At 35.2% G+C, this 26,254-nt stretch carries 20 protein-coding genes, 1 pseudogene, 1 riboswitch and 1 other annotated feature; of the genes and pseudogenes, 15 read left to right on the plus strand and 6 right to left on the minus strand.

What is annotated here, in order from left to right; all coding sequences use genetic code 11:
• The first annotated feature begins 263 nt into the window (after nucleotides 1-263).
• From ACHZK0_RS08825 to ACHZK0_RS08845, 5 genes are all read left to right on the plus strand, one after another.
• Nucleotides 264-902 (plus strand): response regulator transcription factor, encoded by a 639-nt coding sequence (locus ACHZK0_RS08825; RefSeq protein WP_262740833.1) that lies wholly within the window; start codon nucleotides 264-266, stop codon nucleotides 900-902.
• Between the two features lie 4 nt (nucleotides 903-906).
• Nucleotides 907-2,007, plus strand: coding sequence for a sensor histidine kinase (locus ACHZK0_RS08830; protein ID WP_395761444.1), 1,101 nt, complete (start codon nucleotides 907-909; stop codon nucleotides 2,005-2,007).
• Nucleotides 2,008-2,143: 136 nt separating this feature from the next.
• The gene (locus tag ACHZK0_RS08835) at nucleotides 2,144-3,082 is read left to right on the plus strand and encodes an ABC transporter ATP-binding protein (protein WP_262740746.1); all 939 of its coding nucleotides are present in this window, start codon (nucleotides 2,144-2,146) and stop codon (nucleotides 3,080-3,082) included.
• A gap of 37 nt (nucleotides 3,083-3,119) precedes the next feature.
• Complete coding sequence (locus ACHZK0_RS08840; RefSeq protein ID WP_395761445.1) at nucleotides 3,120-4,229, plus strand: ABC transporter permease; 1,110 nt, start codon at nucleotides 3,120-3,122, stop codon at nucleotides 4,227-4,229.
• Nucleotide 4,230: 1 nt separating this feature from the next.
• The gene (locus ACHZK0_RS08845; protein ID WP_395761446.1) at nucleotides 4,231-5,376 is read left to right on the plus strand and encodes an ABC transporter permease; all 1,146 of its coding nucleotides are present in this window, start codon (nucleotides 4,231-4,233) and stop codon (nucleotides 5,374-5,376) included.
• Nucleotides 5,377-5,421: 45 nt separating this feature from the next.
• On the opposite strand, the gene ACHZK0_RS08850 is transcribed toward ACHZK0_RS08845, so the two are convergent.
• A complete protein-coding gene (locus tag ACHZK0_RS08850; protein WP_262740749.1) occupies nucleotides 5,422-6,360 on the minus strand; it encodes an esterase/lipase family protein in 939 nt (312 codons plus the stop codon).
• Between the two features lie 119 nt (nucleotides 6,361-6,479).
• Between ACHZK0_RS08850 and cls the strand changes: the two genes are divergently transcribed.
• Entirely contained in the window at nucleotides 6,480-7,691 is a 1,212-nt protein-coding gene (gene cls / locus ACHZK0_RS08855; RefSeq protein ID WP_262740750.1) for a cardiolipin synthase, read from the plus strand.
• 51 nt (nucleotides 7,692-7,742) lie between these two features.
• Here cls and pyrH read toward each other — a convergent pair whose 3' ends face one another.
• Complete coding sequence (gene pyrH / locus ACHZK0_RS08860) at nucleotides 7,743-8,486, minus strand: UMP kinase (protein ID WP_262740751.1); 744 nt, start codon at nucleotides 8,484-8,486, stop codon at nucleotides 7,743-7,745.
• Nucleotides 8,487-8,863: 377 nt separating this feature from the next.
• Here pyrH and ACHZK0_RS08865 point away from each other — a divergent pair, with 377 nt between their 5' ends.
• The 6 genes from ACHZK0_RS08865 (at nucleotide 8,864) to ACHZK0_RS08890 (ending at nucleotide 19,010) form a co-directional block, all read left to right on the plus strand.
• Nucleotides 8,864-10,135, plus strand: coding sequence for a cation:dicarboxylate symporter family transporter (locus tag ACHZK0_RS08865; RefSeq protein ID WP_097817700.1), 1,272 nt, complete (start codon nucleotides 8,864-8,866; stop codon nucleotides 10,133-10,135).
• A 24-nt stretch (nucleotides 10,136-10,159) separates the two neighbouring features.
• A complete protein-coding gene (gene aspA, locus ACHZK0_RS08870) occupies nucleotides 10,160-11,599 on the plus strand; it encodes an aspartate ammonia-lyase (RefSeq protein ID WP_061676611.1) in 1,440 nt (479 codons plus the stop codon).
• Nucleotides 11,600-11,674: 75 nt separating this feature from the next.
• Nucleotides 11,675-13,387, plus strand: a complete 1,713-nt coding sequence (malS, locus tag ACHZK0_RS08875) for an oxaloacetate-decarboxylating malate dehydrogenase (protein ID WP_262740752.1) — start codon at nucleotides 11,675-11,677, stop codon at nucleotides 13,385-13,387.
• Between the two features lie 64 nt (nucleotides 13,388-13,451).
• Nucleotides 13,452-14,750, plus strand: coding sequence for a sensor histidine kinase (locus ACHZK0_RS08880; protein WP_262740753.1), 1,299 nt, complete (start codon nucleotides 13,452-13,454; stop codon nucleotides 14,748-14,750).
• A gap of 2 nt (nucleotides 14,751-14,752) precedes the next feature.
• Nucleotides 14,753-15,685 carry a response regulator gene (locus ACHZK0_RS08885; RefSeq protein ID WP_262740754.1) on the plus strand — a complete coding sequence of 311 codons (933 nt, stop codon included), beginning with the start codon at nucleotides 14,753-14,755 and terminating at the stop codon, nucleotides 15,683-15,685.
• Between the two features lie 118 nt (nucleotides 15,686-15,803).
• The gene (locus tag ACHZK0_RS08890; RefSeq protein ID WP_395761447.1) at nucleotides 15,804-19,010 is read left to right on the plus strand and encodes an SNF2 helicase associated domain-containing protein; all 3,207 of its coding nucleotides are present in this window, start codon (nucleotides 15,804-15,806) and stop codon (nucleotides 19,008-19,010) included.
• 94 nt (nucleotides 19,011-19,104) lie between these two features.
• Here the strand turns inward: ACHZK0_RS08890 and ACHZK0_RS08895 are convergent, their stop codons facing one another.
• Nucleotides 19,105-19,239, minus strand: a complete 135-nt coding sequence (locus tag ACHZK0_RS08895) for a DUF3934 family protein (protein WP_061657016.1) — start codon at nucleotides 19,237-19,239, stop codon at nucleotides 19,105-19,107.
• 405 nt (nucleotides 19,240-19,644) lie between these two features.
• Nucleotides 19,645-19,903, plus strand: a binding site (T-box leader).
• Between the two features lie 70 nt (nucleotides 19,904-19,973).
• Between ACHZK0_RS08895 and asnA the strand changes: the two genes are divergently transcribed.
• Nucleotides 19,974-20,957, plus strand: coding sequence for an aspartate--ammonia ligase (asnA, locus tag ACHZK0_RS08900; RefSeq protein ID WP_395761448.1), 984 nt, complete (start codon nucleotides 19,974-19,976; stop codon nucleotides 20,955-20,957).
• A 130-nt stretch (nucleotides 20,958-21,087) separates the two neighbouring features.
• Here asnA and ACHZK0_RS08905 read toward each other — a convergent pair whose 3' ends face one another.
• Nucleotides 21,088-21,543, minus strand: a complete 456-nt coding sequence (locus tag ACHZK0_RS08905) for a VOC family protein (protein ID WP_377922436.1) — start codon at nucleotides 21,541-21,543, stop codon at nucleotides 21,088-21,090.
• Nucleotides 21,544-21,889: 346 nt separating this feature from the next.
• Nucleotides 21,890-23,119: an aspartate kinase gene (locus ACHZK0_RS08910; RefSeq protein ID WP_395761449.1), complete on the minus strand. Its 1,230-nt coding sequence runs from the start codon at nucleotides 23,117-23,119 to the stop codon at nucleotides 21,890-21,892.
• Nucleotides 23,120-23,318: 199 nt separating this feature from the next.
• Nucleotides 23,319-23,505: riboswitch (Lysine riboswitch) on the minus strand.
• A 332-nt stretch (nucleotides 23,506-23,837) separates the two neighbouring features.
• On the opposite strand from ACHZK0_RS08910, the pseudogene ACHZK0_RS08915 reads away from it, so the two are divergent.
• Nucleotides 23,838-24,092 (plus strand): annotated as a pseudogene (locus ACHZK0_RS08915) (DUF4166 domain-containing protein); the annotation flags it as partial.
• Nucleotides 24,093-24,097: 5 nt separating this feature from the next.
• On the plus strand, nucleotides 24,098-25,723 hold the full coding sequence (locus tag ACHZK0_RS08920; RefSeq protein ID WP_395761450.1) for a YndJ family protein: 1,626 nt from the start codon (nucleotides 24,098-24,100) through the stop codon (nucleotides 25,721-25,723).
• 28 nt (nucleotides 25,724-25,751) lie between these two features.
• Here the strand turns inward: ACHZK0_RS08920 and ACHZK0_RS08925 are convergent, their stop codons facing one another.
• Nucleotides 25,752-26,237 (minus strand): 8-oxo-dGTP diphosphatase, encoded by a 486-nt coding sequence (locus tag ACHZK0_RS08925; protein WP_395761451.1) that lies wholly within the window; start codon nucleotides 26,235-26,237, stop codon nucleotides 25,752-25,754.
• Nucleotides 26,238-26,254 lie beyond the last annotated feature (17 nt).

Consider the following 26,254-nt stretch of genomic DNA (forward strand, 5'->3'; position numbering starts at 1 on the left):
CGCTTCCTTGCTGTGCTTTTTCAATTAATTGTTTTTCTTCAATGGGTCTCTCCCTCCTTTTTGACGCATTCTATTATATAGACGTAAGAAATGCCCGGTCACCCTACACATGTTGTAAAAAAAGAATAATATATTTTTAGAAAGGAGGCTATATGAAAAAAGGTGTGAAAAAATGGTAAAGAGAAGTATATAATGAGCAAGTAGGAAATGTCACGGGAAGAAAGGATGTGAATGTTAGTAGGGGAAGGTCCATACTAACAAACATGAAAATTAAAATATTAATAGCAGATGATAATTCTTTTATTAGAGAAGGCATGAAAATTATTTTAAATACATATGAAGAGTTTGAAGTGGTAGATACAGTAAATGATGGGAAAGAAGCAGTGGACTATTGCAAAAAGAATGACGTTGATATCGCTCTTTTAGATGTTCGTATGCCAAATATGAACGGGGTAGAGGCGACGAAGTTCATTTGTGAAGAGACGAAAACGAAACCGCTAATTTTAACGACGTTTGATGATGATGAATATATTTTGGACGCAGTAAAAAACGGGGCGAAAGGTTATTTATTAAAAAATAATGATCCAGAGCGTATTCGTGATGCAATAAAAGGAGTATATAACGGTCAAACTGTTATGCAAGATGTAGTGCTTGATAAAATTAAGTGCAATTTAATGGAAAGCAAAGAGGAAGAATATAAAATAGATAAGAGTCTTTTTACAGAACGAGAGCTTAGTATTATCGCATTAATTGCGAAAGGTTTCTCGAATAAAGAAATTTCAAAGCAACTTTTCATATCAGAAGGAACGATTGCAAATTATATTACATCGGTTTTAGGGAAAACTGGACTAGAACATCGCACACAAATTGCGATTTATTACTTAACAGGGAAAGTAGATTAGTGATATGGAATTTTGGTTAATTGTAAGTAAATTAATTGTTTTTATATATATTGTGTTTAGTTACATTTATTTAAACGTTGTGAACTTACCATGGATTATACTGACTTTGCTTTTATATCTTTCTGTAAACGTGCTAATTTCTATATTTAAAAAAGATACGTACAAAAACATATTAACTTCTGTGTCAATTGGCGTAGTTATGTTATTTGCATGGAAGGTTCATCCGTTTTTTATTTTGTTTTTACCATTGAACTTATATGAAATTATATTTCGTTATATAGAGAAGAAATGGCAGCTCTTTATCATTATGATGATTCCTATTATTTTTACAGATGAAAGTATCCGAATGACATATGGATTAATTGTTTCATTTTCTTTCATTGTATTAACTATGGCAGAACGGTATATATCGCGTGTGTTAAAGCTTGAATCACAAAATGATAAGATGCGAAAAGATATGCAGCGGCTGACGAAAAGCTTACATGAAAATAAAGAGTACATAAAGCAATCAGAGTACACATTTAAGTTAGAAGAGAGAAACCGGCTCTCTCAAGAAATTCATGATAAAATTGGCCACTCGATGACAGGGGCGTTAATTCAAATGGAAGCAGCAAAGAGATTAATGGGGATAGATAAAGAAAAATCCGCCGAGCTATTACAAAATGCAATTCATATTTCAAAAGATGGAATTGAAAGTATTCGAGTTACATTAAAAAATATGAAGCCACCAACTGAGCAGATTGGCATTCATCGTATGAAATTATTCATAGAGGAATTTGCCGGTAAGCATGATATAAATATTCCTTTCGTATATAAAGGGAATTTAGATATGATTTCACCGATTCAGTGGAAGATTATCGGTGAAAATGTTATGGAGGCACTAACGAACGCGATGAAATATGCTAATGCAACAGTCATTTCAATCGATATTCATGTACTTAATAAGGTGGTGAAAGTACAAGTGAAGGATAACGGAAAAGGTGAAACTCTCGTTAAGAAAGGTCTCGGGATTATGGGGATGGAGGAGCGAACAGCGTCAGTAAACGGGAAAATTATTGTAGATGGAACAAGTGGTTTTTCAGTAACAATGCTGTTGCCGATATAAGAGAATGGGACGAAGATGAATCATCTCATATGAAAAAAGTGAATAATCTCATGTGAAAAGAATGAACTTCTGCACTGAGCGGGTTCATTTTTTTTGTTTATAATAATAGCAGAGAAACCGAAATAGGGGTGAAATGATGAATACATTAGAAATTAAAAATTTAACGAAAAAATTTGGTGATTTCATCGCGGTAGATAATATGTCGTTATCTATTAAAGAAGGAGAGATATTTGGCTTTTTAGGATCAAATGGTGCTGGTAAAAGTACAACGATAAATATGATTGCTGGGTTGTTAAGAAGTAATGAAGGTGAAATTAGCATATTAGGAAAAAATATAAAGAAACATAATCGATTTGCGAAGATGAATATCGGTATCGTTCCGCAAGATATTGCGATTTATGAAGAGTTAACTGCCTATGAAAATGTGAAATTCTTTGCTGGATTGTACGGGTTAAGAGGTGCTGAGCTAAAAGCAAGAGTAGAGGAAGCACTTCAGTTTGTAGGGCTTAGTGATAAACATAAAAGTTACCCGAAAAACTTTTCTGGCGGGATGAAACGAAGACTGAATATCGCTTGTGCGATCGCTCATAGACCGAAGTTAATTATTATGGATGAGCCGACAGTGGGAATTGATCCACAGTCAAGAAACTATATTCTCCAGTCTGTTCGAAAATTAAATGAAATGGGGAGTACCATTATTTACACGAGCCACTACATGGAAGAAGTAGAAGAGATTTGTACGAAAATAGCAATTGTAGATCACGGTAAAGTAATTGCAGAAGGTACGAAAGAACAGTTAAAAGCGATTATTACTGATACGAAAGATATTTGGGTTGAAGTGAAGTCAGTGGAAAATTTAGATGTAGAACAGTTAAAAGAGATAAACGGTGTGAAAGTTGTTCAAATTGAAGAGAACGTAATCAAAGTAAACTCGGATGCAGGAGTAAACAATTTAAATAAAATTATTCAACACTTCATTAATCATGACATTGAAATCCGCTCGTTAGAGGAACAGGCTCCAAATTTAGAAACAGTATTCCTTACGTTGACTGGAAGAAACTTACGAGATAAATAAAATGTAAATGAAGAAAAGGTAAAGGGAGGTTCATCAATTGAACATCTTCAATATTGCAGTTATGCATATTAAAAGAGATTTCAGAGACGTAAGAACTTTAGTTTTTATGTTAGCATTTCCGATTGTGCTTATGCTTGTATTAGGAACAGCGTTAACGAATGCATTTAATAGTGATAGTCAATCGATTAAGGATATACAAGTACTATATAAAGATGAAGCGAGTAGCACACTTTCTCAAGCGTTTGCAGCATTTACGAAAGAAGTCGATAAATCGGGTATTCATTTTAAAAAAGCTTCCGGCAGTATAGATGGGAAAGAAGAAGTGAAGCAAAATAAATATGCTGCTTATGTAGAGTTAAATAAAGATGGTGCAAAATTTTACGGAAGTGACAAAAGTAGTATTGAGGGAAGTATTGTGGAAGGCATGCTTACAACATTTGTTGATAAATACAATGTAGCGGCCGAAGTTGCAAAAGTTGATCCTAGTAAGGTGAGCGCAGTTATTTCAAATGGAAATCATAATGATTATATAAAAGAAACATCTTTACAAGCTGCGAAAAAACCAGGTTCTATGGATTACTATGCGGTTGTAATGACAACGATGATTGCACTATATGCTGCAATGGGAGCAAGTTCTTTAATTCGAGGAGAACGAATACGTAAAACAGGAGATCGTCTCATTGCTGCACCTATAAGTAAGGCTGAAATATTCATTGGAAAAGTACTTGGTAGCCTAGTAGCAAATGCCCTGTGCATATTACTCGTTATGTTATTTAGTAAATTTGTTTTTCAAGCGAATTGGGGCGAACATCTTGGAATCATATTTATTATTTTATTAACACAAGTCTTCCTAGCAATTAGCTTCGGTTTAGGAATCGGATATATTACAAAAACACCGGAAGCATCAAGGGCAATTATTATGGTAGTAGTGCAATTAGCTTCTATTTTTGGTGGTGCATATTTCGTAATAGAAGAAAATTTCGTTACGAATTTATCACCATTAACGTGGGTAAACACAGCTGTTATGAAAATTATTTATGCAAATGATGTAGGAGCAGCAATGCCGGTAATATGTTTAAATCTTGGCATTTCGGCACTATTTTTATTAATAGCAATTATTGCATTACGTAGACGGGAGGGGCTATAGTATGAAAGATATTTTATGGCTCATACAAAAAACGTTATCTGTACTTTTGAAAAATAAAAAAGGGTTATTCATTATTATTAGTTTGCCGATAATCGGAACGCTAATCTCCTTCTCATTGTATGGGAATGTGGGGCAAGGGACGTTAAATATCGGGGTTATAAATAAAGAAAATCAATCTATAGCAAATGATACGGTGAAATTTTTAGAAGGATTAAATCATGTAAAGGTAAGTAAAATTAAAGAATCTGAAGTAGAAGATAAACTCGCTTCCAAAAAACTTGATGGAGTTATTACATTAGATTCTGGTTTTTCCAAAAGTGTTCGAGAAGGGAAACCAGATCATATTGAAATTTCATCGATTAAAGGTGATCAAGTAACAGGATTTATAAAATCATATTTATATAACTATATTGATAATGTAGCAGCCATTAGTAAAGTAGCAGGAACAGATCAAAGTACATTTGATACTATGTACGCTGGGTATCAAAAAAGTGCATTTAAAATGAAAACTGAAACGCTAGAAGATACTTCGAAAAATAAAGATATGACAAACCAAACGATGGGTTACCTTATTATGTTTATGTTGTTTTCAGCAGCGAACTTATCTGGTCAGATTTTAAAAGAAAAAGAGAATAGAACGTATTTTAGACTCATATCAACACCGATAGATGGGAAGAAGTTCATATTATCTAATGTCGGGGTAAATATGATGCTATTAACAGTACAAATTCTAATTACAATCTTATTCCTAACGAATGTTTTTCATATAAATATCAATATGCCTTTCATCGTGATGATTGGTGTACTCATGCTATTTGCTTTAATAGCGATTGGAATATCGTTAGTCCTTATCGCTTTTTCGAAAAACTCAGCATCAGCAAATGCACTGCAAAATATGATTATTGTACCGACATGTTTATTGGCTGGATGTTATTTTCCGTATGACATTATGCCGAAAGCGGTACAAAAAGTAGCTGATTTTCTTCCGCAGAGATGGCTATTAGACACAGTATCAAAACTACAACAAGGAATTCCATTCTCTGAGTTGTATTTAAACATTTTAATTTTATTCGCCTTTGCAATTGCATTCTTCTTAATTGCTATTTATAAGTTTGGAAGAAATAATGATGCGAGAAACTTTGTTTAAATATAAAAAGGTGTGGCTTCATGCCGCACCTTTTTTGTTCGTAAGTTAGAGTATCTTTTGTAATATAGGAATGCTTTTATAGAGCACTTCGTTATGTGAAGCATGCACAACATATTTATTTCCCTCTAGAAGAAAAACGCTATGTAGAACAGCGTTACCATCACCATGTTTTGTAAGTATATCACCTACGACTTTGCCGTCTGTCCATTTCAGTTTGGAATGTGAAGGGACGACTTGTAAATATTGAATGGTTTCCTCTCCATCTCCGGCAATGAGTGTAGTTTCAATATTTCTTTTTTGTATCATAAATCTATTTTCATTTAATGTATCGAGGAAAGGGTTTTTCGTTTTCATCTTATTATAAGGAAGAAATGCAATCGAAGAGCCAGATCTTATAAATAAATAATTTCCGTAATCTTTACACGGAATAACATCTTGTAATCCTGGAAAGTAAAGATGTATCGCCTCAACTGTGTTCATGTTATATAAGGTGCTTAAATAGTGAATGTATTGTTCCATATAAAAATGAACGATATTTATTTTAGAAGAGGCATGGACAGGAAGACTACCTCCAGTCCAATAACTATAATTTGCCGGAGATCCAGCGTTTGGTGTACAGAGTATAATAAGCTGGTTCACATCATTTTTATATTCGTCACTTTGAACGTAAGTACGTCCAAGAAGCCCGCCCATACTATGACAAATTAGATTTAATTTATCGCAACCTGTAATTTTTTTCGCATAGGCAATCGTTTGTAATAAATATTTTTGTGTAGAAAAAACGATGCGCTGCCGCCAGTCATAAAAACAAATGAACAAGTCTTTATTTCGTTTGTACCCCATACTTTCTAACATCATGATGAACGGCTCATAAACAAACTCAGAAAGTCCAAAGCCCCAATTACCGGTACCTGGAATAATAATATTACTCATAGAACCGAAAACCCCTGGGATAAAAACAATAGGGGTTTTTCCTTTTCTCATATTCTCCTCTCCTTTACCTGTTTAACATCGATTAAAAATTAAGAAATACATTTCGTATGAAAACATATTTAAATGAAACACTACGGAGTAGAAAGTAATTTGAGCGGAAGGAAATCAAAATGATTAAAAAAATATTGCGAGTTACTTCTATTATTATTGCGATTGTTATTTTTATATTAATTTGTATGCATATTGACGTTACGATTGGAAGGAAAATGGAAGTCGGGAAAAACATGCCGACAGAGTATGCACCACATCATAGTGACTTTCAATTATTTGTAGAAGGGAAGTCATTTTATAAACAGTTATTTACGGATATAAAAGAAGCGAAACAATCTATTTACACGTACTTTTTTATTTTGTCTGATGATAAAAGTAGCCATACTTTTTTAAACTTATTAAAAGAGAAGGCAAAAGAAGGTGTAAACGTTTATTTATCCGTTGATTGCATTAATGATTTATCATTTGAAAGAAAGATGGTAAATGAATTGCGGGAAAGTGGTGTACATTTTACATATAGTAGAAAACCTGAATTACCATTCGGATTTTATTCGCTTCACCATCGTAATCATCGCCGTATTACGACGATTGATGGGGAGATTGGCTATACGGGTGGCTTTAATATGGGAGATGAGTACTTAGGAAAAGATAAGCGATTTGGATATTGGCGTGACTATCATGTGCGTCTTAAAGGAGAAGGAGCAAAAGATTTAGAAGAGCAATTCGCTTTAGATTGGAAACGAGATACGAAAGAACATATAAAAAGAAGTACGAATAAAGCGAGTAAAGGGAATACATTACATACGATGGTTAGCTACAATGGACATTACGTCGTTGAAAAATATATAGAGTTAATAACTCAGGCGAGGCATTCAATTGTCATTACAACGCCTTACTTTATAGCGAAAAATAAAGAACTGATGAATGCTTTAATTGAAGCGCAAAAACGTGGTGTTACAGTAAAAATACTATGGTCATATAAACCAGATATTCCTCTTATTAAAGAGGCAGCGTATCCTTATATTCGTCAAGCTGTTAATAACGGGATTACGGTATATGGTTATAAAAAAGGTATGTTCCATGGAAAGTTAATGCTGATTGATAATGAACTAACTGTTATCGGCACAACGAACATAACGGCACGAAGTTTCTATATAAATGATGAGATGAATTTGTATATTCATGGTGGAACTATCGTTTCAGAAGTGAATAAAGCGTTAACAGAAGATTTTCGTGATTCGAAAGAGATGACGAAAGAGTTTTTTGAGAAGTTATCGTTTTGGGAGCGTTGCAAGGAAAAGTTGGGGGGGATGGTTGATTTCTATTTATAAAGGTTAATGAAAAAGGTGTCTTTTATAGACACCTTTTTTAATGAGAAATAATTAGTTTTCATGCACAAGCAATGAAGCATCATCATTAATCAATGTCCCCACATGCTCACCTAAGCAAATTCTTTTCATTACACCAGGCTCATCAAAGTTAAAGACGTGTGCGGGTAAATTATAATCACGGGCAAGTAATAAAGCGGCTTGATCCATGACTTGAATGTTTTGCCTAACAATATCGTTATAGTTTAGTTTTTTGTACATTTTCGCTGATTTATTATGTTTTGGATCACTAGTAAAGACGCCATCTACTCCTTGTTTTGCGACTAATATTGCGTCACTATTCATTTCAATGGCTCTTTGAACACTTGGATAATCTGTCGTAACGAACGGTTGCCCGTTACCACCGCCAAAAATGACAACATAACCGTTATCTAAATGATGTACTGCTCTGAGACGAATATAAGGTTCTGCTACCGCATTAAACGGGATGGAAGTCATAACGCGTACTTCTCTATCTGTTTTACTTGTTAAAACGCCGCGAAGCATTAAGCTGTTAATGATTGTGCCTAATGTACCGATATTATCAGCTTCTACACGATCAATTCCCCATTCTTCAGCTAGATGACCTCTGAAAATGTTACCGCCGCCGATGACAATGGATACTTCGATATCTAAGTCAATAATGGATATAATTTCGTTTGCGATATGTTCTAATCGTTTGGAGTTAAAGCTATTTCCGGATTGATCAGCAAGTGCGCCGCCGCTTAATTTAATTAAGACTCTTTTGTATGGCTTCATAACAATTCCCCCTATATAGATCACAATAAAAAAGGAACAAAGGCAAATGCCTTTGTTCCTTTTTAAGAAAATGAAAAAGAAAAGAAGAAGATAGGACGAAGTTTTGTACATAATTTTTCATACCATCCACTCCTTTTCATTTTGATTTGTTGTAAGTATATATCTTTTTGATTATACGAAACAATCTGATTACTTATCAAGTATATTTTATTTCTTTTTCAGGAAAAGGTGTCAATGAAAAAGAAAAGAAAAATTTTCGAATTTTTTGTGACGAACTTGTAGGTTTTTGTATGGTTTTGTAGGTTCGCCTATATGATGTTTGTGTAAGCTTTTATAAATACGAAATGAAAGCGTTCGCATAAAGGGGATGAACATAAATGAAAAAATTCGGATTGGCAACACAAATTTTTGTTGCACTTGTTCTAGGGATTGTAGTAGGGGCAATCTTCTATGGTAATAAAACGGCGATTTCTTATATCACACCAATTGGGGATATATTTATTCACTTAATTAAAATGATTGTAGTACCAATTGTTATTTCAGCATTAATTGTTGCGGTAGCTGGTGTAGGAGATATGAAGAAGCTTGGGAAACTGGGCGGGAAGACGATTCTTTATTTCGAAATCATTACGACGATTGCTATCTTAATGGGATTACTTGCGGCAAATATATTCCAACCAGGTACTGGCGTTGATATGAGTAATTTACAGCAAAGTGATATTTCTTCTTATAAACAAACGGCAGATGCTACAGAGAAGAAAGGATTCGCTGAGACGATTGTTCATATTGTACCGAAAAATATATTTGAGTCTATTACACAAGGTGACTTATTACCGATTATTTTCTTCTCCGTATTATTCGGTTTAGGAGTTGCGGCAATTGGAGAAAAAGGAAAGCCTGTCTTTAACTTCTTTGAAGGTGTACTTGAGGCGATGTTTTGGGTTACAAATCAAGTTATGAAATTTGCACCATTTGGTGTATTCGCATTAATTGCGGTTACGGTTGCAAAATTTGGTGTAGCAACACTACTTCCTTTAGGAAAACTAGTGCTAGCTGTATACGTAACTGTTATACTATTCGTTGTGATTGTATTAGGTATTAATGCACGAATGGTTGGCGTAAACATTTTTACATTAATGAAAATTTTAAAAGAAGAACTTATTCTTTCATTTACGACAGCAAGTTCAGAAGCTGTTTTACCTAATATAATGAGAAAAATGGAAGAGTTCGGTTGTCCAAAGGCAGTTGCCTCTTTCGTAATTCCGACAGGTTATACATTTAACTTGACTGGATCGGCTATTTATCAAGCGTTAGCGGCATTGTTTGTTGCACAAATGTACGGTGTGCACATGTCACTGACAGAGCAAATAACGTTATTATTCGTTCTCATGTTAACATCCAAGGGTATGGCGGGAGTTCCAGGTGCATCATTCGTTGTTGTATTAGCAACGTTAGGTTCAATGGGGTTACCACTAGAAGGTATCGCGTTAATTGCGGGAATTGACCGCATTTTAGATATGATTCGCTCATCTGTCAATGTATTAGGAAATGCATTAGCGGCCATTGTTATGTCGAAGTGGGAAGGCGAATTCGATGATGAGAAAGCAAAACAATATGTAGAAACAGTCAAAGAAACAAAAGCAGCATAAGAAATCGTTAAGGAGTGAATAATCATGGCAACATTAACTGAAGTTAAAAATGGTGTTCGAATTGAAAAAGATTTTTTAGGTGAAAAAGAAGTACCTAACTATGCATACTACGGCGTACAAACAATGCGTGCAGTTGAAAACTTCCCAATTACAGGATATAAAATCCATGAAGGTTTAATTAAAGCATTCGCAATTGTAAAGAAAGCTGCAGCGCTTGCTAATACAGATGTAGGAAGATTGGAATTGAACAAGGGCGGCGCGATCGCAGAAGCCGCTCAAGAAATTCTTGATGGAAAATGGCATGATCATTTCATCGTAGATCCAATCCAAGGCGGAGCAGGTACTTCAATGAACATGAATGCAAATGAAGTCATGGCCAATCGTGCTCTTGAATTATTAGGAATGGAAAAGGGAGACTATCATTATATTAGTCCAAATAGTCATGTAAACATGGCGCAATCAACAAACGATGCATTCCCAACGGCGATTCATATTGCAACATTAAACGCATTAGAAGGTTTATTACAAACGATGGGTTATATGCACGATGTATTTGAATTAAAAGCAGAACAGTTCGATCATGTTATTAAAATGGGTCGTACACATTTACAAGACGCTGTGCCAATTCGCCTTGGACAAGAATTTAAAGCGTATTCTCGCGTACTTGAACGTGATATGAAACGTATCAAGCAATCACGTCAACATCTGTATGAAGTAAATATGGGAGCAACTGCAGTTGGTACAGGCTTAAATGCAGATCCAGAATATATTGAAGCAGTTGTAAAACATTTAGCTGCAATTAGTGAATTACCACTTGTTGGTGCAGAAGACTTAGTAGATGCAACGCAAAATACGGATGCATACACAGAAGTATCAGCAGCACTTAAAGTTTGTATGATGAATATGTCTAAAATTGCAAATGACCTTCGCTTAATGGCATCAGGTCCACGCGTTGGTTTAGCGGAAATTATGCTACCAGCTCGTCAACCAGGTTCATCAATTATGCCAGGGAAAGTAAATCCTGTTATGCCAGAAGTAATTAACCAAATTGCGTTCCAAGTAATTGGTAACGACCATACAATTTGCCTTGCTTCAGAAGCAGGACAACTAGAATTAAACGTTATGGAACCAGTACTTGTATTCAACTTACTTCAATCTATTAGCATTATGAATAACGGTTTCCGTGCCTTTACAGATAATTGCTTAAAAGGAATTGAAGCGAATGAAGATCGCTTAAAAGAGTATGTTGAGAAGAGTGTAGGAATTATTACAGCCGTGAACCCTCATATCGGTTATGAAGCAGCAGCTCGCGTTGCGAAAGAAGCAATCGCGACAGGGCAATCCGTTCGAGAACTTTGTGTGAAAAATGGTGTATTGTCACAAGAAGACTTAGAGTTAATTCTAGATCCATTCGAAATGACACACCCAGGGATTGCAGGAGCAACTCTTTTAAAGAAAAATTAAAAGAAGAGGGGGGACAAGCCCCTCTTTTTTGTTTACAATATAGAAATGCTATATATGAATAGAGGTAGGGATGTTATGAGTAAGTTTACAGTAGCTTCTAATGGTTCATTAGAAACGACATTAAGAGGAGTAGAAGTATTATCAACACCACTTTTAAATAAAGGGGTCGCTTTCACGCAAGAAGAGAGAGAAGAATTAGGTTTAAAAGGGTTATTACCGCCAGCAGTTTTAACATTAGAAGAACAGGCACGCCGAGCATACGAGCAATTTTGTTCTCAGCCGGATGATTTATTAAAGAATGTATACTTAACAGCGTTGCATGATCGAAATGAAGTATTATTTTATCGTATATTAACAAATCATTTACGTGAAATGTTACCGATTGTATATACACCAACTGTTGGTGTAGCAATTCAAAGATATAGTCATGAATATCGTAAACCACGTGGTGTGTATTTATCAATTAACGATCCGTCAGGTATTGAAGAAGCATTCGCTAATATCGGTGCAACAGCTGAAAACATTGATTTAGTCGTTGTAACAGATGGAGAAGGCATACTTGGAATTGGTGACTGGGGCGTTGGTGGTATTAACATCGCAATCGGAAAATTAGCTGTTTATACGGCCGCGGTTGGAATCGATCCTAGTCGTGTATTACCAGTAATTCTAGACGTAGGTACAAATCGTGAAGAACTATTAAATAATCCATTTTATATTGGAAATCGTCACCCTCGTATAACTGGTGAAGCTTACGATGAGTTTATTGATACGTTTGTACAAGCGGTAAATAAGCAATTCCCGAAAGCACTATTACATTGGGAAGACTTTAGTTCTCGAAATGCACGAAAAATTTTAGATAAATATCGTCATGATATTTGTACATTTAATGATGATATTCAAGGTACAGGTGCAGTTTCCCTTGCTGCTGTATTATCGGCAGTGAAAGCTTCAGGTGTACCGTTAAGTGAACACCGCGTTGTTGTGTTTGGTGCTGGGACAGCTGGAATCGGTATCGCAGATCAAGTTAGAGATGCAATGGTCCGCGTAGGCGTATCAGAAGAAGAATCATATAAGCGTTTCTGGTGTATTGATCGTAACGGGTTAGTTACAGATAATATGGAAGATCTTCTTGATTTCCAAACGCCGTATGCACGAAAAGAAGCGGAAGTAAGTGAGTGGAAACAAAATGATGTGATCGGACTTGCTGAAGTTGTGAAGCATGTAAAACCAACAATTTTAATCGGTACATCAACGGTTGCAGGCGCATTTAAAGAAGAGATTATTAAAGAAATGGCTTCTCACGTAGAAAGACCAATTATTTTACCAATGTCGAATCCAACGCCACTTGCTGAAGCAAAACCAGCTGATTTAATCGAGTGGACAGAAGGAAGAGCATTAGTTGCGACAGGAAGTCCGTTTGAACCAGTTACATACAACGGTGTAACGTATGTGATTGGACAATCAAATAATGCACTTATTTTCCCAGGGCTTGGTCTTGGAACAATTGTTGTACGTGCAAGCGTCATGACGGATGGAATGTTTGCAGCAGCTGCTGAAGCAGTTGCAAGCATGGTAGATACAAGTCAGCCAGGAGCACCTATTTTACCAGAAGTTGAAGAGTTACGTAATATCTCGGAAATGGTTGCAATTGAAGTAGCGAAAGTTGCTGTTGCAGAAGGTGTTGCTAGAGAGAACTTAAGTGATAATGATATCAAGATTGCAGTGAAAGAAGCAATCTGGGAGCCAGAGTATCGCCAAATAAAAGCGGTAGAAAAGGTTAGAATATAGAAATAAAGCCCGTTTATAAAAATAAGCGGGCTTTCACTTTTACTACTGAAAAAAAGTATAGGAAGTGGCACCTTTGAATTGGAATCAGTTATGGAAGAAAGATATATCTCTTTTAATTATATTAATGGTTGTTGTTCCGATTGCTGGAGAGCTTAATTTTCACCCTTTTAACGATACGTTTCGCGTTAGCTTTGGGACGCCGCTTTTCTTCTTTTTATTGCTTTTTTTAAGAAGAATACCAGCAGCAGCTGCAGGTATTCTTGTCGGAATATGTGTCGTTTTATTCCGCGTATGTCTTGACTGGATCATGCAAGGGTCATTTCATATGACGGAATCATTTTATTTGCGCTATCCTGTGTTCTTTTATTATTTTATTTATGGAAGCCTTTTTTCACTTTGTAGGGTAAATAAGTTTCATCAGAAACCAATCGTTATTGGATGCCTTGGAATTACAATTGAAATTATCGCAAGTATGTCAGAACTAGCGATTTATCATATGGTCGTGCTCGGTACAACGATAACAGTTTCTGAAGTGAATAAACTTATCATTATTGCTATTTTCCGTAGTTTCTTTGCACTAGGCTTTTTAAATATGATGATTTTATATGAAACGAAATTAAAAGAATCGCAAGTTCGAAAAGAAAATGAAAAAATGTTCATGCACCTTTCAAATTTATATGTAGAATCAGTTCATTTGAAGAAAACGTTACAAAATGCAGAATTGATTACACAAGAAGCATATCAACTATATCGAAATTTACAGGAGAAAAATGATTCTAGCAGTAAAACAGCATTGAAAATAGCAGGAGAAGTACATGAAATAAAAAAGGATAATCAAAGGATTTTTGCAGGATTATCTAAACTGCTATTAGATAAAAATGTGGCGGAGTATGTAGAAGGTCATGAGCTTACAGAAATGATTGTAAGAATAAATGAGAAATATGCTGAAATGCTAGAGAAAGATATACGTTTTTCTAAACATATAGAAGGTGAACACGCTGCGTATCACGTGTATACAGTGCTATCAATCTTTAATAACTTAGTTGCGAATGCAGTTGAAGCAATTGTAGATAAAGGTCTCATTCATATTAAATTATATAAACGAGATCAACATGTAATATTTGAAGTAATTGACGATGGCCCTGGTATTGCACAAAAGTATAAAAAATTAGTATTTAAGCCCGGGTTTACGTCCAAGTATGATCAAACAGGAACACCGTCAACAGGAATTGGACTTTCTTACATACACGAAATGGTAACAGAGCTCGGCGGAGAAGTAAGGTTAGAAGATAATGAAACTGAAAAAGGATGTAAGTTTATCGTTTGTTTACCGGAGTGCAGTTTAAAGCGGGAAGGAGAATAGGTTTGTTTTATTATATCGTAGATGATGATGAAGTTTTCCGTTCAATGCTTTCACAAATTATTGAGGATGGCGATCTTGGGGAAGTAATTGGAGAATCGGAAGATGGAGCTTTTGTAGAAGTAGAACAGCTAAATTATAAAAAAGTGGATATTTTATTTATTGATTTACTCATGCCGATGAGAGATGGCATTGAAACAGTTCGCGATATAGCGCCGTCATTCAATGGAAAAATTATTATGATTTCCCAAGTTGAATCGAAACAGCTCATTGGTGAGGCATATACACTGGGTGTGGAATATTATATTACGAAACCACTAAACAAAATAGAAGTAGTATCTGTTGTACGAAAAGTGATGGAGCGTATTCGTTTGGAACGTTCTATATATGACATTCAAAAATCATTAAATAATGTGTTTCAGTGGGAAAATCCGCAAATGCGTAGTGAAACAGTGCATGAAGGAAAAAAGATATCGGATTCAGGACGCTTTTTACTAGCAGAACTCGGTATTGCGGGCGAGAACGGAAGTAAAGATTTACTTAGTATGCTGGAATATTTATACGGACAAGAAAAGGCGCAAACATTTGAATTTGGATTTCCTGCGTTAAAAGATATTTTTCACCAAATCACATTAAAAAAAGTAGATCATATAGCTTCGGATGCAGATATAGATAAAGAGAGAAAAGCATCTGAACAACGTGTAAGAAGAGCGATTTATCAATCATTGAATCATTTAGCTTCACTCGGACTAACAGACTTTTCAAATCCAAAATTTGAAAGCTATGCCCCAAAGTTTTTTGATTTCACTGTAGTGAGAAAACGGATGACAGAAATGACAAAGGATGAAATAGCGACTTCTGGCCATATACGAATTAATACGAAGAAATTTATTCAAGTGTTGTATTTTGAGGCGAAACGGTTGATGGAGATAGAGTGAAGAAGGTGCTTATAAATAAGCATCTTTTTTTGTTCAATCAACATTTTATATTTTCTCGTCGAGCATGTAAAATGTTAAGTAAGAGAAAATGGTTTTACATTAAGGAAGTGTCAAAACAATGAGTTTTACATTAAATAAATCGATTATTAAAGAAGTATGTGGAGAGACCTCCTATAAAAGAGGCGAAGCTTACTATAAATCAAAAAAAGTAATTGTGAATCATTATGATGAAACGAAGGGAATTTGTGAGGCGACGGTAAAAGGGAATGAAGATTTTCATGTTACAGTAGAAAAAGCTCAAAAAGGTGATGTAGTTGCAAGATGTAGTTGCCCTTCATTAGCGTCTTTTCAAACGTACTGTCAACATGTTGCAGCCGTACTAATACAAATAAATTATAACCAACAAACGGGCGGTATGGTCTCTGCTAGTAATGAAAATCTGAGCGGAAATGATCAATTAACAAACGGGATGTTTCAGTTGTTTGCAGATAAACCACTGAGGCCAAAAAGTAAACAACATCGGTTTGATACACGTGAAATATTAGATGTTGCGTTTATATGTTCACCAGTAGCGACGAAAAGCGGTGGGGCCCTTCTTGGAATTCAGTTAAAACTTGCGAAAACATATTTTATAAAGCATATTAGAGAATTTCTTTCTAAAGTGGAGAAAAGAGAGGCTTTTCATTGTTCCAATGAATTTACATACACACCAGATGTACATAGCTTCAGGAAAGAAACGGATGCGGTTATTCAGCAGCTGATTAAAATGTATCATAATGAAAAAATGTATGAAGATGCGTTAGAAGTACATGCGAAACAAGATGAAAGTATGATATTCATACCACCAGCTTCGTGGAAAGAAATGCTCTCTTCACTTTCTAAAGTGGAGTATGTACAGCTGAAACAAAATGAGCAACTGTTTCATGGCTTGCAAATGTCAAACGGTTTATTGCCATTACATTTTGAGTTTACGAAAGGCAATAATGGTGGGTTCACACTTCATATAGGTGGACTAAATCGTGTTCAAGTTATGGAAATGTATAACAATGCTCTTTACGATGGGAAATTATATGATTTACTTATGGAAGATTGTATGCGGCTTATTGAATTGCAAAAAATGATGAGTCGCTCAAATAGCAATCAGTTCTATATTCCTGAAAGTAAGATGGAACATTTCGTAGCGAAGGTTGTGCCTGGATTAATGAAACTTGGAACGGTGCGCATTGATGAAGTCATATCAGATCGTGTTGAAACGCCGTCTTTAAAAGCAAAATTGTATTTGGATCGAGTGAAAAATCGTTTGTTAGCAGGTCTTGAATTCCATTATGGAAACGTCGTGATCAATCCGCTAGAAGAAGATGGGCAACCATCTGTTTTTAATCGTGATGAGAAAAAGGAAAAAGAGATTTTAGACATTATGAGTGAAAGTGCCTTCGCGAAAACAGAAGGTGGTTACTTTATGCATAATGAAGAAGCGGAGTATAACTTTTTATATCATGTCGTTCCAACGTTAAAAGGCTTAGTTGATATTTACGCGACAACAGCAATCAAATTACGCATTCATAAAGGGGATACAGCACCTCTTATTAGGGTAAGAAGAAAAGAACGAATTGATTGGTTATCATTTCGTTTTGATATAAAAGGAATACCGGAAGCAGAAATTAAAGGTGTATTAGTGGCTCTTGAAGAGAAACGCAAATATTATCGATTAGCGAATGGTTCTTTATTATCACTAGAGAGCAAAGAGTTTAATGAAATTAATCAGTTTGTAAAAGAATCAGGTATTCGAAAAGAATTTTTACATGGGGAAGAAGTGAATGTTCCGCTTATTCGGAGTGTAAAGTGGATGAACGGACTTCACGAAGGTCATGTTTTAAGTTTAGATGAGTCTGTTCAAGATTTAGTTGAAAGCATTCAAAACCCGAAAAAATTAAAGTTTACAGTACCGCAAACTTTACATGCTGTAATGAGAGAGTATCAAGTATACGGATTCGAGTGGATGAAAACACTTGCCTATTATCGTTTTGGCGGTATTTTAGCAGACGATATGGGACTTGGAAAAACGCTACAAAGTATTGCTTTTATAGATTCTGTTTTGCCTGAAATTCAGGAGAAGAAGCTACCTATATTAGTCGTTTCACCGTCCTCGCTCGTCTACAATTGGTTTAGTGAATTGAAAAAATTCGCCCCGCATATTAGAGCGGTTATTGCAGATGGAAATCAAACAGAACGACGAAAAATTTTAAAGGACGTAGCGGAATTTGATGTCGTCATTACGTCATATCCATTACTGAGAAGAGATATAAGATCATATGCGAGACCATTTCATACACTATTTCTTGATGAAGCACAGGCTTTTAAAAATCCTACAACGCAAACTGCAAGAGCAGTGAAAACAATTCAAGCTGAGCATCGTTTCGGACTAACGGGAACGCCTGTCGAAAATTCATTAGAAGAGCTATGGTCTATTTTCCATGTCGTATTTCCCGAATTATTGCCAGGAAGAAAAGAATTCGGTGATTTAAGGCGAGAAGATATAGCAAAGCGCGTAAAACCTTTCGTATTAAGACGACTAAAAGAAGATGTATTACAGGAGCTTCCAGATAAAATAGAGCACTTACAGTCATCGGAGTTATTACCAGATCAAAAGAGACTATATGCTGCTTATTTAGCGAAATTAAGGGAAGAAACGTTAAAACATTTAGACAAGGATACGTTACGTAAAAATAAAATTAGAATTTTAGCTGGCTTAACGAGATTGCGACAAATTTGTAATCATCCCGCTTTATTCGTTGATGATTACAAGGGGAGCTCAGCTAAATTTGAACAACTGTTAGAGATACTTGAGGAATGTAGAAGTACTGGTAAGAGAATTTTAATCTTTTCTCAATTTACGAAGATGCTGTCCATTATTGGTCGTGAGCTAAATCGTCAAGCGATTCCATACTTTTATTTAGACGGAAATACACCTTCGCAAGAGCGTGTAGAGCTATGTGACCGCTTTAACGAAGGGGAAGGAGATCTATTTCTCATTTCTTTAAAAGCTGGTGGTACAGGTCTTAACTTAACGGGTGCTGATACGGTTATATTGTACGATTTATGGTGGAATCCAGCTGTTGAACAACAAGCAGCAGATAGAGCATATCGAATGGGACAAAAAAATACGGTACAAGTTATTAAATTAGTGGCTCACGGAACAATTGAGGAAAAAATGCATGAACTGCAAGAAAGTAAGAAAAATTTAATCGCTGAAGTGATTGAGCCGGGAGAAGAGAAATTATCATCAATCACGGAGGAAGAAATACGAGATATTTTAATGATTTAATAAAAAAGCTATGCTTTCATATGTATGAGAGCATAGCTTTTTTAGTGTAATAATTATAATTTGTTTTGAACAAAGTAAAGAGATAAAACAGAAATTACTTTTTATTCCCTTTACTTTTATATGGCTTGGCAGCTGCCTTTTTCTTTGCACTTGATTGCCAACGATTCCATCCTTTACTTCCTGTACCTTGTCCTACACCTTTTTTCGGTTTTGCTTTCGTTTTACTCATATGATCACTCCGTTATATAAAAATCTTATTTGATAATAGTCAATGATTTAGAACATACTCTTTATAAATGACTATGATTGCTTTAAGTAAAAATTAACTGCTTGAATGCTATAGTATAACATGAATTTGCACGTAAACTGAAAGGAATTACAAAGAAAATGAAAATAATACGAAATACTGCGGATTCTATATTTCGAACGATTACATTACTTGTTGTGTATATGTTAGTTTCGGTTAGTGAAACGTTTTTTGGATTGACAAGGCAAAAGAAGTGAAGATGTTATATTGAAAACAATCAATAAAGCCGTAAAATAAAGAATTGAAAAATATTTTTAAATTTTTGTTGACTTTCTTTATTTTTTGTATAGAATAATCATTAATAAAATGTTTCAGAGATGTGACAACAAAACGACTATGAAAGGACGAGTAGTAGTAGGATGTAGTCTAAGCGAGTCAGGGGTGGTGTGAGCCTGATACGAAGCCTATTATGAAGAACCTCCTGGAGTTGCTAACCGAAATCCTTTACAGGAAAGTAGACTTAGCCGGGAACTTCGCCGTTACAAGAAGAACAGTATCGAGATATTTCATCTCCGTACTGTATAAGTGAGCAACCTCTGTTGCTAATTTGGGTGGTACCGCGGAACCAAAGTCTTTCGTCCCAGTTTTTTGGGAAAGAAGGGCTTTTTTTGTTGGCTTCTTTTCACAACATCCAAACATTTTAGGAGGAAACCACCATGTATCAATCATTAATGACAGTAAGAGAGACTCAAATCGCAATTAAGGAAGTTAAAACATTTTTTGAGGATCAATTAGCAAAACGCCTTGAACTATTCCGCGTATCTGCACCATTATTCGTAACGAAAAAATCAGGATTAAACGATCATCTAAACGGTGTAGAACGTCCAATTGAATTTGATATGTTACATTCAGGAGAAGAATTAGAAATTGTTCACTCGCTAGCGAAGTGGAAAAGATTCGCATTACATGAATATGGATATGAAGCTGGTGAAGGTTTATATACAAACATGAACGCGATTCGTCGTGATGAAGAACTTGATGCAACACATTCCATTTATGTTGACCAATGGGATTGGGAAAAAATCGTTCAAAAAGAATGGCGTACTGTAGATTACTTACAAAAAACAGTACAAACAATTTATGGAATATTCAAAGATTTAGAAGACCACTTATTTGAAAAGTATCCGTTCCTTGGGAAGTATTTACCAGAAGAAATTGTTTTCATCACTTCCCAAGAACTAGAAGATAAATATCCAGAATTAATACCGAAAGATCGTGAACATGCAATTGCAAAAGAACACGGTGCAGTCTTCATTATCGGAATTGGTGATGCACTTCGTTCAGGTGAAAAGCATGATGGGCGCGCAGCTGATTATGATGATTGGAAATTAAACGGTGACATTTTATTTTGGCACCCAGTATTACAATCTTCATTCGAATTATCATCAATGGGAATTCGTGTTGATAGCAAATCACTTGATGAGCAATTAACGAAAACCGGTGAAGATTTCAAACGTGAGTACGATTTCCATAAAGGTATTTTAGAAGACGTACTACCATTAACAATTGGCGGTGGTATTGGACAATCAAGAATGTGCATGTACTTCTTACGAAAAGCACATATCGGTGAAGTTCAATCTTCTGTATGGCCTGACGATTTACGTGAAGCTTGTAAAAAAGAAAACATTCATCTGTTTTAATAGAAGAGAGAGAATAACTCAAAGGGTTATTCTCTCTTTTTTATTGTGTAAACGAATGGTTTACAGTGGATTTTATCAATAGTTTCTTTCTTTTGTTCTTTCAAATATTTTTAATTCAGTAAAACATTACTTATTTGTTACCGAGTTCTTCCGCTAAACCGATTAAAATGCCTTCCGTTCCACGAATGTAGCAGAGTCGATACGAATTCTCGTACTGAACTATTTCGCCAACGAGCTGAGAACCATGCTTAGTAGTAAGCCTAGATACCATTTCGTCAATGTCTTCAACGGTGAACATGACGCGTAAATAACCGAGGGCATTTACAGGAGCTTTCCGATGATCTGCAATAGTAGGTGGTGTGAGAAATCGCGAAAGTTCAATGCGGCTATGGCCATCTGGGGTTACCATCATAGCAATTTCCACGCACTGAGAACCGAGTCCAGTTACGCGACCAGCCCATTCACCTTCGACAGTAGCGCGTCCTTCTAGTTTTAATCCAATCTCTTCGAAGAAAGAGATTGCGTTATCAAGAGATTCTACAACGATGCTGACATTGTCCATTCTTAGTAATTTGTTGTTTGCCATAGTTTTTATCTCCTTATATGTAGAAATTTATTATTTAATTCTCCTCATAATTATACTAAAGGTCCTTCTAAACAAAAAACACCTTGTCACAGTGTAGGAAAGTGTGACAAGGTGTTTTCGGGTATAGTATATAATATTTTATTAACGAACAACACTTCGTAAACCTTCTACTATTGAAATGCGCGTGAACTTTCTTTCATGAATGCTATTATTTTTAGAATTTGATAATGTAGTTTCTATTCGATAATATAACTTCGACTTCTCCGCAAAATATTCCCATCCTATTTCTGTTAATATAGGAAGGAAATAGATTCATATAATTTGTTTTAAGTTTTACTAGTGGAAATTAACTCATCTGCACTAAAGGCTCAATTTTCGCCATAAATGATTGATGTAGCGCCTCGACACCTGTTACTAAATGAAGGCGGTCAATAACGACAGAAACTTTAATTTCTGATGTACTTACCATTTTAATATGAATATCTTCTTCTTTTAAAGTAGTGAACATATTCGCAGCAACACCGGGATTAGAGACCATACCAGATCCTACAATTGATACTTTTGCTAAATGATTTTCATATTCTACAGATTCATATTGTAATGTTTCTTGATGTTGTTCTAATACCTCTAATGTTTCTTTTAAATCATTAGAATGGATTGAGAAGGAGAGGTGAACAGTTCCTTCATTTGTAATACTTTGAATGATGATATCTACATTAATATGTGCCGCTGCTAATGTAGAAAAAACTGTTGAAAGTGCACCTTGTTCCAATCCTTTCATTGTGACGCGTGTAATATTATCTTCAAATGCAATACCTTTAACGATTGATTGTTGTTCCATGTTACATTCTCCTTTTACAATTGTTCCATTTTCTTGTTCCATACTTGAGCGAACTTCTAAAATGACATTATGATTTTTAGCAAATTCAACAGCGCGTGGGTGTAATACACCAGCACCGAGATTTGCTAGCTCTAGCATTTCGTCATAAGAAATTTCATCTAATTTATAAGCATTTTTTACAACTCGTGGGTCCGTCGAGTAAACACCGGTCACATCCGTGTAAATATCGCATTTTTTTGCTTTCAGTGCAGCAGCTAATGCAACAGCAGTTGTATCAGAGCCACCGCGTCCAAGCGTTGTAATTTCATGGTTTTCACTAACTCCTTGGAAGCCAGCTACAATAACAATCGTACCTTCAGTAAGATAAGACTGAATTCGATCTGTATGAATGTCAGTAATCCGTGCACTACTATGTACAGACTCTGTCGTAATACCAGCTTGCCATCCTGTTAATGAAATCGCGTTATAACCTTTTGCTTGTAGTGCCATCGTTAATAATGAAATAGTTACTTGTTCTCCTGTAGATAGAAGCATATCCATTTCGCGTTTACTCGGATTTTCTGAAATCGCGTTAGCAAGTGCGACAAGTTCATCTGTGCTCTTTCCCATTGCCGAAACGACAGAGACGATACTATGTCCTCGTTCATATTCTTCAATAATTAAATTTGCTACATGTTGAATACGCTCAACATTTCCGACAGAAGTGCCACCAAATTTTTGTACAATCGTTTCCATTACGAATTCCTTCTTTCATCCATTTTTAAGAATAGATTAGGACATATATAAATCCCAATATTCCTGTAGTTACCAGAGAAAAACAAAAAACACCATCTCAAATAAGTGAGGATGGTGCTGTTACAGGAAAAGGGAAACAGAAAACGGAGCTAATAAAAAAACCGCCAAAAAAGGAATATCATAAAAATGATATCTCTTTTTTGTAGATAGCTCTTCATACATACACTTCTGTACATATGACAGTTCTGTTTCTATTCGAAAACAGCCCCAATCGATAAATGCAGAGAAAATTATCGATTTCGGCAATACTTCCTTTCATCTAATTTCATAGACATCTCTGTGTCTCCATTAGAATAATCATAAGTATCGCAACCTCTATCTCACGTTTTAGGCGAGAGTGTTTGATTTATAAAGTTGTTGGTAACATTTGTTTTATAATAATTTAAATTTTTCGGGGAATCAAGTGTTTTGTATAAATTTTAAAAATTCTTTCTTTTAACGAGGGAGTTTGTGAAAAATGTAGCAAAATAAATTTTTTACATGTACATTAAAATCATAGAGCATTGGAGGTGGAAGAATGAAGGGGAAAAAGCCTATTTATGTTTCGGCAGAAATGAATACAAAAATGGAAAAATTATAGAAATATACGCAGAAACCAGATATACATACAGAATGGGATGCTCGCTTGACTGAAATTTCGTATTTAGAGAAAAAAGAAGGAGAACCGCACATACTTGTTTCTACATTGAATTTTCATATTGATGAGGTGGGAGCAATGCATATTTCTTCAAAGAAACAATGGTTTTACATGTTTGGAAGGAAAGTCCCGTTACCTAGGTTTTTATACGGAGAAGCCAACATTGTAGAAAGTTATGATGAAACACTACAACGCTTTCGAATTCATGTACAAGTACGCAATCCGTTAATTGGTTCATTATTTTCATATAAGGGAATATTTGTGGAGAGGAAATAAATAATATGAAAAATATAATAGTTGGACTTGCTTGTTATATTATTTTTCTAATATGTGAGTGGTCAAATATAAACCCAGTTGAAGCAATTATATTATTATCTATTTTGTTATTTATACCGATGTCATTTTGCATCATTGATAAGAAAACAAGAAACGGATCATATGTATTCTTTTATAAACTGGTATCGCTGTTATATCCAATCGCAGCAATTAGTGCAACGTTAGCTTTCGTAACAAATCACTATTTCTTTGCGTTACTTTGGTTTGTATATACAGGAATTGTTGCATTATTTGGTGTAAGTAGATTGCTAGAAAGAGGATGGAAACCGTTAGAAGAGACGGCTATCGATAGTGCGTTTATGTATTTGTTTTTAGGTGGTTGCTGGTTTGTTGCTTCAGTAGCAAAACTTTCCATTATGCATTTTAGTTCTGACATTGTTTTGCTTACCGCTGCACACTTTCATTATTCAGCGTTTCTATTGCCATTATCAGCTGGTTTAATTGGGAGAAAAAGAGAAAAGAGAAGTAAAGTATATGATGCTATTATGTTTATCATCGTTATTTCACCTATGACAGTTGCAATAGGAATTACGTACTCAAGAGTATTTGAATTTTTTGCAGTGTTCCTATATTTATGTGCGATTTATGGTTATGGGATGTATGTTTGGCGAACGAAATTTAATGCTATCAGTGCAAAGGTTCTTCTGATCATATCGTCTAGCACACTCATGGTAACAATTATGTTTTCACTTATATATTCGTATGGGAATTTGAAACATGTACTGACGATTACAATTGCTCAAATGGTTTGGATTCACGGTGTTGTCAATGGAATTGGAGTAGCATTACCAGCATTTGTCGGCTGGTTGATTGAAAAGAGTGCTCCAAATTATAAATATTATGGGAAAGCAATGAGCAGGTTAAGTGGGAATGTGACAGTTGGTGAAGCATTTTTACATAACAGAAATTTAATAGAAAGCAAAGAATACAAAGGCTTAGTTGATAAAATGAATGATTTTCATAGTGAGGCATTTGACATATCGAAGATTCCTTTAAGCGTTATTCGCTTTTATGAAAATACAATAGAGTATGAGTTGCAATCATATATTAAATGGAATCGTTGGTTCCGCCCGCTTGCATTTTTCTATGAGAAAATGAGTAAACGTGTAGGACAAATACATTTAGGAATGGGCGGCAAGTGGGAAACGATGCATGGCTCTATCGTCGGGATAATAGATGAGAAGGATGGAAGAGAGGGTGTAAGGGCTTGGCTAAGAAAAAATGATGTAGGAGAATCTATATTTGTAGCTCTTTATTCAAAGCATACATATAAGAACGAGACATACATGAATATCGGATTACCTTTACCATATTCGAATATGACAGGGATTTTGAAATTATATAATAAGAGCAATGTTTTAATCATTACTAGTAAGCTGAGAAGCAATGGTAAGGGAGATGAGGGGATTTATTTGCATACTCGTTTCTTTACAATACGTTTACCGTTAGCAGAGACTTTTATTATAAAAGAGCGCACGGATCATATACTAGAAGCTAATCATAGAATGTGGATATTTGGAGTTAAATTTTTAGAAATTGATTATGAGATTAAGAAAATAGAGGAGAAGTAAGAAAAGCTTGGAGAGATTCCAAGCTTTTTTATGTATGTGTAATTGTCATAGCAACTTGTTTATCTAAGTCTCGGTCCCAAACGCGTTGAATTTCAAACGTACCCTTTTCAAAAAATAATGGGAATCTCTCTTTAAACCAATCTTGCATAGGAAGATTTAGTGCTTCATCAATTGGCACCCATAATAATTCGCCCTCAGGAGGGTTCATAAGAAGTTCACCATCAAATGAGTCTGTCCAATAATTGAATACCATATATCGAACATTTTCTTTCGGATTTACGTATTCATCTAGTCCCTTAAAAGTTAAGTTTGAAACAAGTAATCCAGTTTCTTCTTTTACTTCTCGTTTAGCAGCTTGAACGATGCTTTCTGGAAAATCTACTTTACCGCCAGGAGCGATATAACCAGGGAACCCTAGATGGTCGGGGCGCTGTATTAGCAGTACTTCGTTATTTTGCTGAATCATACACATTGTATAAATACGGTGTTCTATATCTTTCCAATTGTTGCTCATACGAATCTCTCCTCTTA

Origin of the sequence: Bacillus sp. 3G2 (assembly GCF_044324725.1) — a bacterium.
Taxonomy (GTDB): Bacteria; Bacillota; Bacilli; order Bacillales; family Bacillaceae_G; genus Bacillus_A; species Bacillus_A mobilis.

Excerpts from the sequence above, each read along its gene's own strand:
- ACHZK0_RS08905 (WP_377922436.1), bottom strand. The coding sequence starts at position 21,543 with ATGGCAAACAACAAATTACTAAGAATGGACAATGTCAGCATCGTTGTA.
- asnA (WP_395761448.1), top strand. The coding sequence starts at position 19,974 with ATGTATCAATCATTAATGACAGTAAGAGAGACTCAAATCGCAATTAAG.
- ACHZK0_RS08910 (WP_395761449.1), bottom strand. The coding sequence starts at position 23,119 with ATGGAAACGATTGTACAAAAATTTGGTGGCACTTCTGTCGGAAATGTT.
- aspA (WP_061676611.1), top strand. The coding sequence starts at position 10,160 with ATGGCAACATTAACTGAAGTTAAAAATGGTGTTCGAATTGAAAAAGAT.
- ACHZK0_RS08895 (WP_061657016.1), bottom strand. The coding sequence starts at position 19,239 with ATGAGTAAAACGAAAGCAAAACCGAAAAAAGGTGTAGGACAAGGTACA.
- ACHZK0_RS08850 (WP_262740749.1), bottom strand. The coding sequence starts at position 6,360 with ATGAGAAAAGGAAAAACCCCTATTGTTTTTATCCCAGGGGTTTTCGGT.
- ACHZK0_RS08835 (WP_262740746.1), top strand. The coding sequence starts at position 2,144 with ATGAATACATTAGAAATTAAAAATTTAACGAAAAAATTTGGTGATTTC.
- ACHZK0_RS08865 (WP_097817700.1), top strand. The coding sequence starts at position 8,864 with ATGAAAAAATTCGGATTGGCAACACAAATTTTTGTTGCACTTGTTCTA.
- pyrH (WP_262740751.1), bottom strand. The coding sequence starts at position 8,486 with ATGAAGCCATACAAAAGAGTCTTAATTAAATTAAGCGGCGGCGCACTT.
- malS (WP_262740752.1), top strand. The coding sequence starts at position 11,675 with ATGAGTAAGTTTACAGTAGCTTCTAATGGTTCATTAGAAACGACATTA.
- ACHZK0_RS08830 (WP_395761444.1), top strand. The coding sequence starts at position 907 with ATGGAATTTTGGTTAATTGTAAGTAAATTAATTGTTTTTATATATATT.
- cls (WP_262740750.1), top strand. The coding sequence starts at position 6,480 with ATGATTAAAAAAATATTGCGAGTTACTTCTATTATTATTGCGATTGTT.
- ACHZK0_RS08920 (WP_395761450.1), top strand. The coding sequence starts at position 24,098 with ATGAAAAATATAATAGTTGGACTTGCTTGTTATATTATTTTTCTAATA.
- ACHZK0_RS08890 (WP_395761447.1), top strand. The coding sequence starts at position 15,804 with ATGAGTTTTACATTAAATAAATCGATTATTAAAGAAGTATGTGGAGAG.
- ACHZK0_RS08925 (WP_395761451.1), bottom strand. The coding sequence starts at position 26,237 with ATGAGCAACAATTGGAAAGATATAGAACACCGTATTTATACAATGTGT.
- ACHZK0_RS08845 (WP_395761446.1), top strand. The coding sequence starts at position 4,231 with ATGAAAGATATTTTATGGCTCATACAAAAAACGTTATCTGTACTTTTG.
- ACHZK0_RS08825 (WP_262740833.1), top strand. The coding sequence starts at position 264 with ATGAAAATTAAAATATTAATAGCAGATGATAATTCTTTTATTAGAGAA.